11 protein-coding genes are annotated in these 12,121 nt (G+C 73.1%); 4 read left to right on the forward strand and 7 right to left on the reverse strand.

Annotation, left to right across the window (positions count from 1 at the left end; genetic code table 11):
* Positions 1–75: 75 nt before the first annotated feature.
* Together ACS5PV_RS26035 and ACS5PV_RS26040 are read left to right on the forward strand one after the other, a co-directional pair.
* The gene (locus ACS5PV_RS26035) at positions 76–2,166 is read left to right on the forward strand and encodes a molybdopterin-containing oxidoreductase family protein (RefSeq protein WP_455398238.1); all 2,091 of its coding nucleotides are present in this window, start codon (positions 76–78) and stop codon (positions 2,164–2,166) included.
* 111 nt (positions 2,167–2,277) lie between these two features.
* Entirely contained in the window at positions 2,278–2,634 is a 357-nt protein-coding gene (locus ACS5PV_RS26040) for a hypothetical protein (RefSeq protein ID WP_455398239.1), read from the forward strand.
* 335 nt (positions 2,635–2,969) lie between these two features.
* Here ACS5PV_RS26040 and ACS5PV_RS26045 read toward each other — a convergent pair whose 3' ends face one another.
* The 4 genes from ACS5PV_RS26045 to hisC form a co-directional block, all read right to left on the reverse strand.
* Positions 2,970–3,698: an SDR family oxidoreductase gene (locus tag ACS5PV_RS26045; RefSeq protein WP_455398240.1), complete on the reverse strand. Its 729-nt coding sequence runs from the start codon at positions 3,696–3,698 to the stop codon at positions 2,970–2,972.
* 10 nt (positions 3,699–3,708) lie between these two features.
* On the reverse strand, positions 3,709–4,911 hold the full coding sequence (locus tag ACS5PV_RS26050) for a patatin-like phospholipase family protein (RefSeq protein ID WP_455398241.1): 1,203 nt from the start codon (positions 4,909–4,911) through the stop codon (positions 3,709–3,711).
* Between the two features lie 132 nt (positions 4,912–5,043).
* The gene (locus ACS5PV_RS26055; RefSeq protein ID WP_455398242.1) at positions 5,044–5,976 is read right to left on the reverse strand and encodes a prephenate/arogenate dehydrogenase family protein; all 933 of its coding nucleotides are present in this window, start codon (positions 5,974–5,976) and stop codon (positions 5,044–5,046) included.
* Positions 5,969–7,102: a histidinol-phosphate transaminase gene (gene hisC / locus ACS5PV_RS26060; RefSeq protein WP_455398243.1), complete on the reverse strand. Its 1,134-nt coding sequence runs from the start codon at positions 7,100–7,102 to the stop codon at positions 5,969–5,971. The genes ACS5PV_RS26055 and hisC overlap by 8 nt, the downstream gene beginning before the upstream one ends.
* Positions 7,103–7,345: 243 nt before the next feature.
* Between hisC and ACS5PV_RS26065 the strand changes: the two genes are divergently transcribed.
* Entirely contained in the window at positions 7,346–8,125 is a 780-nt protein-coding gene (locus ACS5PV_RS26065) for a DUF1499 domain-containing protein (RefSeq protein WP_455398244.1), read from the forward strand.
* A 258-nt stretch (positions 8,126–8,383) separates the two neighbouring features.
* Here ACS5PV_RS26065 and ACS5PV_RS26070 read toward each other — a convergent pair whose 3' ends face one another.
* Entirely contained in the window at positions 8,384–9,310 is a 927-nt protein-coding gene (locus ACS5PV_RS26070; protein ID WP_455398245.1) for an MBL fold metallo-hydrolase, read from the reverse strand.
* A 373-nt stretch (positions 9,311–9,683) separates the two neighbouring features.
* Positions 9,684–10,685: a DUF2865 domain-containing protein gene (locus ACS5PV_RS26075; RefSeq protein ID WP_455398246.1), complete on the reverse strand. Its 1,002-nt coding sequence runs from the start codon at positions 10,683–10,685 to the stop codon at positions 9,684–9,686.
* Positions 10,686–10,938: 253 nt separating this feature from the next.
* On the opposite strand from ACS5PV_RS26075, the gene ACS5PV_RS26080 reads away from it, so the two are divergent.
* On the forward strand, positions 10,939–11,280 hold the full coding sequence (locus ACS5PV_RS26080) for a CsbD family protein (protein ID WP_455398247.1): 342 nt from the start codon (positions 10,939–10,941) through the stop codon (positions 11,278–11,280).
* 74 nt (positions 11,281–11,354) lie between these two features.
* On the opposite strand, the gene ACS5PV_RS26085 is transcribed toward ACS5PV_RS26080, so the two are convergent.
* Positions 11,355–12,077: a sigma-70 family RNA polymerase sigma factor gene (locus ACS5PV_RS26085; RefSeq protein WP_455398248.1), complete on the reverse strand. Its 723-nt coding sequence runs from the start codon at positions 12,075–12,077 to the stop codon at positions 11,355–11,357.
* Between the last annotated feature and the right edge of the window lie 44 nt (positions 12,078–12,121).

Genomic DNA, 12,121 nt, shown 5'->3' on the forward strand with positions numbered 1-12,121 from the left:
CGCCCGGGAAACGCCGATAGGCTGAGAGCCCTCGCCGCCCGCGCGGCGGGGGTTTCTTCGTTGGAGGAGCAAGCGGTGACGGCGCAGCCACGGATCGAGCGGACGACCTCCACCTGCCCGCACGACTGCCCGTCGGTCTGCGCCCTCGAGGTCGAGGTGATCGACGGCGCGACCATCGGCCGGGTGCGCGGCAACCCGCGCCACAGCTACACGGCGGGCGTCGTCTGCGCCAAGGTCGCGCGCTACGCCGAGCGCATCCACCATCCCGACCGGCTGACCCGGCCGCTCGTCCGCACCGGGCCCAAGGGCTCGGGCGAGTTCGCACCGATCGGCTGGGACGAGGCGCTCGACCGGGTCGCGGACGAATTCCGCAAGGCGGAAGCCGCGCACGGGCCGGAGGCGGTCTGGCCGTACTACTATGCCGGCACGATGGGGCTGGTGATGCGCGACGGCATCAACCGCCTGCGCCACGCCAAGGGCTATTCCGGCCAGTTCTCGACCATCTGCACCACGCTCGCCTGGTCGGGCTACGTCGCCGGCACCGGCCGCCTCGCCGGCGTCGATCCGCGCGAGATCGCCGAGAGCGACTGCGTGGTGATCTGGGGCACCAACCCGGTGCACACGCAGGTCAACCTGATGACCCACGTCCAGGCCGCCCGCAAGAACCGCGGCGCGAAGGTGGTGGTCGTCGACATCTACGACAACCCGACGATGCGCCAAGCGGACCTCGCCCTGCTCCTGCGGCCGGGCACCGACGGGGCGCTCGCCTGCGCGGTGATGCACGTGCTGTTTCGCGATCGCCTGGCCGACCGCGACTACATGGCCCGCTACACCGACTGCCCCGAGGAACTGGAGGCGCACCTGGAGAGCCGCGGCCCGGATTGGGCCGCCGCGATCACCGGCCTTTCCGTCGAGGAGATCGAGCGTTTCGCCCACCTCGTGGGGAGCACGAAGAACACGTTCTTCCGCCTCGGCTACGGATTTGCCCGCAGCCGCAACGGCGCCGCCAACATGCACGCGGCTTTGTGCATCCCGGCGGTGACCGGCGCCTGGCAGCACCGGGGTGGGGGCGCCTTCCACTCGAACAGCGGCGTGTTCGGCCTCAACAAGCGGCTGATCGAAGGTCTCGACGCGGTTCGCCCTGAGACCCGCATGCTCGACCAGTCGCAGATCGGCCGGGTGCTCACCGGCGACGCGGAGGCGTTGCGCCACGGCCCGCCGGTGACCGCGATGCTGATCCAGAACACCAATCCGGTCTCGGTCGCCCCCGAGCAGGAGTTGGTGAAGCGGGGCTTTGCCCGCGAGGACCTGTTCGTCTGCGTCCACGAGCAGTTCATGACCGAAACCGCCCGGATGGCCGATCTCGTCCTGCCGGCCACGATGTTCCTGGAGCACGACGACCTCTATACCGGCGGCGGCCAGCAGCACATCCAGTTGGGGCTCAAGCGCATCGAGCCGCCCGAGCACTGCCGCTCGAACCACGACGTCATCGTGGCGCTCAGCCAGCGCCTCGGCGCCGAGCATCCGGGCTTTGCCATGAGCCCGCGCGAGCTGATCGACGCCACCCTCAAGGCCTCGCGCCGCGGCAGCCTCGCGGAGATGGAGGGGGAGGGCTTCCTCGACGTGCAGCCCGCCTACGACCGGGCCCACTTCCTCGACGGCTTCGCCTTTCCCGACCGGCGCTTCCGCTTCAAGCCGGACTGGGGCACCGTGCCGGTCGCCAAGGACGGGCCGCGCGGGCCGGCGATGCCGCCGCTGCCCGACCATTGGGAGGCGCCGCTGATGTCAGCGACGCAGGCCCATCCCTTCCGCCTCGCCACCAGCCCGGCGCGCAACTTCCTCAATTCGAGCTTCACCGAGACCCCGACCTCGCTCGCCAAGGAGCGCCACCCGACGGTGATGATCCACCCGGAGGATGCCGGGCCGCTCGGGATCGGGGAGGGGGCCTGGGTGCGGCTCTCCAACGAGCGCGGCGCCGTGACGTTGCGGGCGACGCTGTTTCCCGGCCTGCGCCGCGGGGTGCTGATCGCCGAGTCGATCTGGCCCAACGACGCCTACCCGGACGGGCGCGGCATCAACACCCTGACGGGGGCCGACGCGCCGGCCCCGTTCGGCGGCGCCGCCTTCCACGACAACCATGTCGCCATCGAAGCCCTGCGGCAGTAGCGGCCACGGAGTTTCGTCCCCGGTGTGGCCCGCCCGCCCTTGTGCGGGCGGGGAGTTTCGGCGTCCAACGGTCGAGCTTGACGACAAGCAGCCCAACGGACCTCACCTCCCATGCGTCTCCGCACCTTCCTCGCCGCCGGCATCCTCGCGCTTGGCACCACCGCGGCGCTCGCCGGCGCCTCCTCGTCGCAGCTCGAGGCCTACCAGCCCGATCCGTCGCTGCGCAGCGCGCCGACCTCGGAGCTCGAGACCCGGGTGCGCCGCGCCTGCGCGGTCGTCCAGGCCCGGATGCAGAACGCCGCCGAGACCAGCTTCGAGCGCCCCTGCGGCTGCTACGCCCGCACCACCCTGCGTTCCCTCGACGCCTCCGAGATCCAGGCCTACCGCACCACCGGCTACTTCAACGATTCGGCCCGCGCCAAGGCGCTGGGTGCCATCGACAGCTGCAAGCTGCAGCGGCCGGTCTGAGCGGAGCGGCACTGCGGGCGCGCGGCCTGCATCGCTCGCGACCACGACCTCCTCCCGAGCCGTCGTCGGACGGGCCGGCCGGGCATCGACCCGTGCCGGTCCGGCCAGCCAGCACCTCCCGATCACGTCGTGATCGAGAATCGATCCTGGTCTTCGATCCGGCCGTCTCTTCTGCGAGAGGCCGGCATCCGCCTCGTCCAAGAAATGCTCTGCCCGTCATGCTCGGCCCGTCCTGCCGACCGACGAGAGCCGGACACATTCTCCAGGGATCACGGAGGATGCGGGGAAAACAAAGCATTCCCCCGCGACGCGCCGAAGATGGCTCGGCCCGGTCCCTAAAGGTCGAAGTTCGTCGGCAGCATCACCACGTCGCGGATGGTCATGCCGCGCGGGCGCGTCAGCATGAACATCACCACGTTCGCCACCTCCGCGGGCTCGAGCAGGCTGCCCGAGGCGCGGGCCTCTTCCAGCTTCTCGGCCGGCCAGTCGGCGAGCAGCGCGGTCACGACGGGACCCGGCGAGATCGCGCCGACGCGGATGCCGTGCTTGAACACCTGCCGCCGCACCGTCTGGACGAAGCAGTTGATCGCCCATTTCGACGAGGCGTAGACCGGCTCCCACGGCGTCGGGTAGTGCGCGGCGAGCGAGCTCGTCACGACGATGTCGCCCGAGCCGCGCTCGATCATGTGCGGCAGCACGTCGTGCACGTTCTTCATCACGACGTTGACGTTGAGATTCAGCATCCGGTCGATCGCCGCCGACTCGGCCTCGACGAGGTCGCCGCCGACGTAAGTCCCGGCATTGGCGTGCAGGATGTCGAGCCGGCCGGCCGCATCCAGGATCCGCGGCAGCAGGCGCGCGCAGGCCTCCGGATCGAGGAGATCGAGGGGAAGCGGGATCGCCGCCGCGCCGTGCGCCGCGCACACCTTCGCCAGGGCCGCCTCGTCGCGGTCGACCAGCACGACGCGGGCGCCTGCCGCCAGCATCGCCTCGGCGCTGGCGAGCCCGATGCCCGACGCCGCGCCGGTGACCGCCGCGACCTTGCCATCCAGTTCTCCCGCCACGGCATTCCCCCTATCGCAGGGCCAGCGCGGGCGCCGCAGGTACCGCGGGTACCGCCGGCTCGCCCTCGCGCGGCAGGTTCGACTGCCAGACCGTGCCGGCGCGGCCCTTCTGGTAGCCGTCGTCGTAGAGGCGGCGCATGTAGGCGGTGTCGAACCCCTGCGAGGCCGGGACCTCGGGGATGCGCCGGTCGATGTAGGTCAGGTTGAAGCCCATCCCGTTGCGGCGGGCGAAGGCGTAGGTGCTGGCGAGCGTCGCGCGGGCGCGGGAGCGCCCGACGGTCGAGAGCGAGCGCACCGCGATCGGCAGGGTGCCGTTCTGCACCACGTCGAAGCTCGGCTCGATGCGGCCGTTGATGACGACGTAGATGTTGGGCGTGCCGCGGCTCGAGGCGATGCGCCCGTCCTGGGTCAGGAAGGCCTCGGGCAGGGTGAAGACCGGGGTCACCACCGAGCCGTCGACGTGCATCTCCTGGAAGGCGCGGTTGCCGGCCGCGGCGTCGATCAGCATCGGCGGGAAGACCGCCGGCACGCTGGCCGAGGCGGTGAGCACGTCGCGAAACAGCGCCACGGCGTTGGGCTGGCCGCTCGCCGCGATGGCGCCCATGTCCCAGATCACCGCGCGCTGCGAATCGAGGTTGGTGGTGACGACGAGCAGGCGCCGGCCCTTGCGGTGCTCCTCGGCCACCGCCGCCAGCAGGTCCGGCGTGACGTAGCGCCCGACGAGGTCGCGCAGGCGCGCGTCGCCGAACAGCCCGTCGCCGATCAGCACGTTGAGCGGGTTGGGCGAGCGCACCAGCGTCTCGGCCTCGCCGCTGGTGTAGATCTGGCGCAGCTGCGCGTCGTAGGCCGGCCCCAGGAAGGCGAAGGGGGCGATCAGCGCGCCGGTCGAGACGCCCGACACCATGGTGAAGTTCGGGCGCCGCCCGGTCTCGCTCCAGCCGTTGAGCACGCCGGCGCCGTAGGCCCCGTCGCCGCCGCCGCCCGAGAGGGCGAGGTAGCTGAACGGCTCGCGCGAGGTCTTCACCTGGTCGGCGACCGCCGCGAAGCTGCGGGCCGGGCCGTCGGCCCAGAAGCGCACGTCGGGCGCCTGGCCCGGCACCGTGGCGGCGGCGGCCTCGGCGGCCGTGTAGGGCGCGCGCGGCAGCGACGCGCAGGCCGCGGCTTGAGCCCCGATCAGGGCCACCGCGAGGCCGCGCATCCAGGTCGCCCGCATCCAAGTCGATCGATGGGACACGATCATCACACCACGAGTTTCACCAGGCCGCCTCGCCGGGGAGTATCCGACGAAGACGACGAAACGGCAACGCTTATGGCAAAGCTTGAGCGGAGGAACGGTTCCGCCGTCCTATTCCGCGGCCTTGGGACCGCCGGCGCGGCGGCCGAAATCCGGCTCGGCGGTTTCTTGGCCCATGGCGACGATGCCGCGGCGGATCGCCCGGGTGCGGGTGAACAGCGTGTGCAGGGCCTCGCCGTCGTCCCAGCGGATGGCGCGGGCGAGCGCCGCCAGGTCCTCATTGAAGCGGCCGAGCATCTCCAGCACCGCCTCCTTGTTGGTGAGGAAGATGTCGCGCCACATCGTCGGGTCGGAGGCCGCGATGCGGGTGAAATCGCGAAACCCGCCGGCCGAGAACTTGATCACCTCGGACTGGGTCACGGTCTCGAGGTCGGCGGCGGTGCCGACGATGTTGTAGGCGATGAGGTGCGGCACGTGGCTGGTGATCGCTAGCACGAGATCGTGGTGGGCGGGCGTCATCGTCTCGACGACGGAGCCGAGGCCCTCCCAGAACGCCCGCACCCGCGCCACCGCCGCCGGATCCGTGCCTTCCGGCGGCGTCAGGATGCACCAGCGGCCGTGGAACAGGCTGGCAAAGCCGGCATCCGGCCCCGAATGCTCGGTGCCGGCGACCGGGTGGGCGGGCACGAAGCTGACGCCCGCCGGCAGGTGCGGCTCGGCCGCCGCCACCACCGCGGCCTTCACCGAGCCGACGTCCGACAGGATCGTGCCGGGCGCGAGCGACCCGGCGATCTCGGCCGCCACCGCCCCGATGGCGCCGACCGGCACGCACAGGATCACGAGGTCGGCCCCGGTCACGCCGGCGGCAAGCTCGGTCGTCGCCTCGTCGGCGAGCCCGAGGGCGCGGACCCGCTCGATCACGCCGGCGTCGCGGTCGACCGCGACGATTCCTTGAGCGAGCCCCGACGCCCGGGCGCCGCGGGCGATCGAGGAGCCGATCAGCCCGAGCCCGATGATGGCGAGGCGCCGGAACGCCTCAGCCACGCGCCGCACCCTTCTGGGAAACGCCAGCTTGCACGAACTCGGTCAGCGCGGCGATCACGGCCTCGTTGGCCTCGGCGGTGCCGATCGTCATGCGCAGCGCGTTCGGCAGGCCGTAGGCCCCGACCCGGCGCAGGATCAGCCCGCGGGCGGTGAGGTAGGCGTCGGCGTCCGCCGCGCTGCGGCCGGCCTCGTCGGGGAAGTGGATCAGCACGAAGTTGCCGACGCTCGGCGTCACCGCGAGGCCGAGCCCTTCGAGGGACTTCGTGACCTTCGGCAGCCACTCGTCGTTGTGCGCCACCGCCCTGGCGATGTGGGCGTCGTCCGCCATCGCGGCGGCGCCGGCGGCGATCGCCGCGGAGCCGAGGTTGAACGGCCCGCGGATGCGGTTGACCGCGTCGACGATCGCGGCCGGCCCCACCATCCAGCCGATGCGGAGCGCGGCAAGCCCGTACACCTTCGAGAAGGTGCGAGTCATCACCACGTTCTCGGACTCGGCCACCAGCTCGAGGCCGGCGGCGTAGTCGTTGCGCCGGACGTACTCGGCATAGGCCGCGTCGAGGACGAGCAGCGTGGTCTTCGGCAGGCCGGCGTGGAGGCGGCGCACCTCGTCGAAGGGCAGGTAGGTGCCGGTCGGGTTGTTGGGGTTGGCGAGGTAGACGATGCGGGTCTTGTCCGTCACCGCCGAGAGCAGCGCGTCGACGTCGGTGGTGTGGTCGCGCTCCGGCGCCACCACCGGCGTGCCGCCCGCCGCCAGGATGGCGATGCGGTACACGAGGAAGCCGTACTGCGAATACAGACCCTCGTCGCCCGGGCCCATATAGGCGTAGGTCAGGAGCGACAGAAGCTCGTCCGAGCCGGCACCGCAGACGATGCGCTCCGGGTCGAGTCCGTATTTCTGCGCGATGGCCTGGCGCAGCTTGGCGGCGGCGCCGTCCGGGTAGAGCTCGAGATGCGCCGCCGTCTCCTGCGCCGCCGCGATCGCCGCCGGGCTCGGGCCCATCGGCGTCTCGTTCGAGGACAGCTTGTGCAGCTTCACGCCGGCCGGCGCCGCGCTCTTGCCCGGGACGTAGGCCTCGATCTCGAGGACACCGGGGCGCGGGACGGGGCGAAGGGCGGCGGCGGACATGAGCGAACCTTGGGGTCGATGTCGAACAACGTCACGCGTCTAGAGCAAGTCGCGGCCTTTGGGAAACGGCCCTGACCGCGCGGGAGCCCTGCATCGCGGGCCGGCGTCGATTCGCCGGTGCGCCCCGGGACGCACCCGGTAGCGCGGGCGGGCGCGGGGCGGTACACCGGGCGCTCCAAGGCCGCCCGCCCCGGCGCGGACCCGAGAGCCCCGCCGGATGATGCAGCCGAGCCGTTTCGTGTCATGCGCCGCCTGATCGTCGAGGAGCCCGTCACCCGGGCGGCGCCCTGGGCGCTCCGCCTCGCCTGGCTCTCGCTGGCGGTGGTCGGGCTGTCGCTGCTGCTCGTGCGCGATCCCCGGGCCGAGACCGAGGCGGCGCTCGCGGCCCTGGGCTCCGGGGTCGGGCTCGCGGCCCTGGCGGTGCTGCTCGCCGTCGCGGCCTTCGTGCGGGTCTGGCGCGAGGGCGCGCGCGGCCTCGGCGTCGCGGTCGGCGGCCTCCTGCTCGCGGCCCTGGTCCTGGCCTACCCGGCCTACATGGCGGCCCGCGGCGCGATGCTGCCGCCGCTCACCGACGTCTCGACCGACATCGAGAACCCGCCGGCCTTCTCGCGCTCCCGCGCCGCCTGGGAGGCGAGAGGCGGACGGCTGCCGCGCGATTCGAACCCCGCCGCCCGGGCGCTCCAGCGCGAGGCCTACCCGCAGATCGCCCCGCTGACCCTCGATCTCGGCCCCGACGAGGCCTTCGCGCTCGCCATGAAGGCGGCGCAGAACCGCAAGTGGCAGGTGGTGGAATCCTACAAGCCCGGCGGTCGCGTCGGGAACGGCCGCATCGAGGCGGTGGTGCGCTCGCGCCTGCTCGGCCTGCCCTACGACGTGACGGTGCGGCTGCACCCGCGGGCCGACGGCACCCGCATCGACGTGCGCTCCGCCACCCGCTTCGGCGACCGCGATTTCGGGCAGAACGCAGATCACATCCGGGCGTATCTCGACGAGATCGGGAACCTGGCGCTGGCGCTGAAGTAGGGCGGGCGCCCGGGGGCTCACACGCCTGCATCGGACCGCGCGATTAACCCTCCCCCCCTCCGCGGGGGAGGGTGGCCCCTGCATTAGCAGGGGCCGGGAGAGGGGACCGCGACGCTGATCTAGCGGGCGTCCTTCATGCGCCCGTCTGACGCGCGCGACCTCTCCGGAAACGGGGTTCCCCCTCTCCCGCCCGGCTCCGCCTGGCACCCTCCCCCGCAGAGGGGGGAGGGGGAAACTCACGCCCGATCGTACGGGCGCTCACCCCGGCCGGTACTCCCCGTCCAGCGCCGGCGGCCCGTCCGTTACCACCCGCCCGCGCTCCACCAGATCCTCCAGATGGGCGAAGACCGACAGCGCCGCGGCCGGCCGCAGCATCGGGTCGAGGCCGGAATAGAGCGCCGCGACGAGGCCCGGGATCGTGCGCTCGCCGGCGGCCAGCCGGTCCAGGATGCCGGTCTCGCGGGCGCGGCGATGGGTGAGCAGCCCGCGCACGAAGCGCTGCGGGTCGCGCACCGGGCCGCCGTGGCCGGGCCAGTACACGCCCTCCGACCGGCCGCGCAGGCGGTCGAGGGAGGCCATGTAGGCGCCCATAGACCCGTCCGGCGGCGCCACGATGCTGGTCGACCAGGCCATCACGTGGTCGCCCGAGAACAGCGCGTCCTCCTCCGCCAGCGCGAAGGCGAGGTGGTTCATGGTGTGGCCGGGGGTGGCGAGCGCGGTGAGCGTCCAGCCCGGGCCCGAGACGTCCTCGCCCTCGGCGAGTTCGCGGTCCGGCCGGTGGTCGGCGTCGCCGGCCGCATCGAGGCGGCCCTGCTCGGCCCCGCGCACCGCGCGGGCCGGCCGGTGCGGGCCGCAGCCGACGATGGGCGCTCCGGTCACGGCGGCGAGCGGCCGGGCGCCGGGCGAGTGGTCGCGATGGGTGTGGGTGACGAGAATCGCCTCGACCGTCTCGGTCCCGAGGGCGGCCAGCAGCGCCGCCCGGTGCTCGGGATGGTCCGGGCCGGGATCGATGACCGCGACGCGGCCGTGCCCGACGAGGTAGGTGCAGGTGCCGCTCTGGGTGAAGGGCCCGGCATTGGGGCAGACCAGCCGCCGGACCAGCGGCGAGACCGCCTCGACCCGGCCGCTCGGCGGCGCCTCGCGCAGGAAGGTCGGCGCCGCGCCGGGCGCCTCGGACTCGCTCACCGGACGGCCTCCCGCTTCGTTGACGACGCCCCCGGGTTAGCGGCCGCGCTCCCCCCTGTCGAGGGCTCCCCGTCTCAGGTGGCCATCCACGCCCAGACCAGCAGGCCGGCGAAGAACAGGCCGGAACTCACGAAGACGGCCGCGACTTCGCGGTAGGGCAGCAGACGATTCTCGAGCGCGGGCGACATGGCGGGGGAGCTTGGCAGAGGACGATGCGGGAGGGAGCCGGGCGGAAGGTCTCGGCGGAGTCAGTGTCGTCCCGGGCCCCTGTGAATCGCAAGCGCCGCGAGGGCGCCGCCTGCCGGAAGACAGGCCCTGTCTCCGGACCGCAACAGAATCCCGCGCGGCGCCGGAATCCTGCGTCGCGGCAGGCTCAGCGGTACGGCGAGGGCTGGACGATCCGGATCGGCGCGGCGCTCGCGTCGCTGGCGATCTCGGAAAAGCCCACGACCCCGGCGGCAAAGCGCAGGCGGACGAAGCCGCCGTTCTTCTCGGCGGCGAGCGAGCGGCGGAACTCCGCCCGCGCCCGCTCCAGGCGGCTCACGTCGAGAGTGCGGTCGAGGTCGCGCCGCTCGCTCGCGGTGAGCATCGCGGCGCGGCGGAAGTCGACGAAGCGCGCCTCCCCGTTCCCGCCGCGGCCAGCGAAGACCTGGGCACCCGCCGCGCCCGCCACCGCGTCGCCGGGCCGCAAGCTTGCGTCGCGCAGGAGCAGCCGGGCGTAGCCGCCAGCGCCCGGGTTGCACGAGCAGCTCGGTGTCAGCCGGCTGCGGTAGGAGAAGGCGGCGGCGAGGCTGCGATACGGCTTGCCGGCCCGGCTCACCGCCTGGTCGAGCTCCTCGCCGGCCCGCACCGTGTAGAGGGCGGTCTCCGCCCCCGGGCAGGCGGCGGCGCAGGCCTTCTCCTGCGCGGGCGCCGCATCGCCCTTGGCGAGATTGGCGAGCGGGAACATGTAGCCGTCGCAGGTGCGCACGCAGACCGTGCGGGCATGGCTGGCGGCGCCGTCGTGGCGGCTCGCGGCGGGAGCCGGCTCACGGGCCGGGCGGACGGGGGCCGGCTTGTGCACGGCGGCCTGCAGCCGCGGCGCCGGGTTGGTCCAGCGCAGACGCTCGGCCGGGGCGCTGGCCGGGCGGCTCGTCCAGCGCACGCGCCGCTCCTTCAAGGACGCCTCCGCCCGCGGGGCCCGCGCCGGCAGGCCGAGGCTGCGCGGCACGTCGCCGAGGATGAAGTCGAGCACGCCGGCATCGTCCGCGGCATGAACCAGGGTGGTGCCGGCACCCACGCTCCCGATGCCGAGCAGCGCGCCGAGCGCGAGCGTGCGGACGAGGGCGCGCGTCCGGGCGCCACCGGACGCGGTCGGGATCGGGGGGAAGTTCACGGGATGCCTCACCAAAGGTTAAGGCCAATTAACAATTCGCCCCGGACTCGCGCAACTGCGGAAAAGCGCTGAGTTGACAGATTCTTGACTCGGCCGCGGCGGCCGGGCGATCCGGCGTCCCGGCCCCTGCGCCGGGCCCTCTCCGGCCGTCGATGCTGCCTGCCGGGAGCCGGCCCGCGCGACCGTTTCGGCTCCCGGCGCGTTGAGGGGGCATGCGGCGGCCGCGCGGACCGCCCGACGAAGGAGAGACGCGATGGATTCCGACCGCATCATCGGCGCCGGCCAGGAACTCGGCGGCAAGGTGCAGCAGCGCGTCGGCGACTGGACCGGCGATGCCGGCACCCGGGCGCAGGGCCTCGCCGACCAGGCGGCGGGCGCGGCCCGCACCGTCTACGGCCAAGCCAAGGACGGGTTGCGCGGCCTCGCCGACGCCGCGCCGGACTCGCTCGACCAGGCCCGCGAAACCGGACGCCGCTATTACCGCCGCGCCGACCGGGCGGTGGCGCGCCAGGTCGGCGACCATCACCTCGCGGCCCTGCTGGTGGCGGGCGCGATCGGCTACGCCTTCGGCTGGCTGCTGCACGACCGGGGCTGAAACGCAAAGCGCCCGCGGCATCGGCCGCGGGCGCTGTTATCCGGGAAGGGGAGCGGCGGCGGGTGCGCGCGTCCTCAGACGCCCTCGCCCATCGCCGACTGCATCATCCGGTCGCCGGAGAGGTCGTCGTCGCCGTAGCCGAGGAGTTCCGCCAGGCGGTTGCGGGCGCGGTTGACCCGGCTCTTGATCGTGCCGATCGCCACGCCGCAGATCCCCGCCACCTCCTCGTAGGACAGGCCCTCGGCGCCGACGAGGATCAGCGCCTCGCGCTGGTCGGGCGGCAGCTTGGCGAGGCCCGCGCGCAGGTCCTGCACGTCGAGGCGGTGGCCCTGGTCGGGGGCGGTGAACAGGCGCGCGGCGTAGGAGCCGTCCTCGTCCTGAACCTCGCGCATGCGCTTGCGCTGCTCGGAGTAGAAGGCGTTGCGCAGGATGGTGAACAGCCAGGCGTTCAGGTTGGTGCCGGGCTGGAAGCGGTGCTGGTTCTGCCAGGCGCGCAGGATCGTGTCCTGGACGAGGTCGTCGGCCCGCGCCGCGTTGTTGGTGAGCGAGAGCGCGAAGGCGCGCAGCGACGACAGGGCGGCCAGCATGCCCTCGCGGAATTCCGGCTCGACGGCGCGGCCCTGCGCGGCGAGCGCCGCCTCGAGCTTCTCGATCAGCGCGAGGAAGATCTCCGGGGTCGCGGCGGTCTCCAGCGGCGCGTAGGCCGCGCGCAGCTGGTGGCCGAGATGGCGCTGGACGGTCGGGGGCAGGCCGGGCTTGGCTTCGGTGCTGAGGATGGGGTTGTCGGTGGACGCCATGCGACTCTCACGTTCTGAAGCGGGGAGGGCGGGGCGGCGGCGCT

Source organism: Methylobacterium sp. Gmos1 (assembly GCF_053764715.1).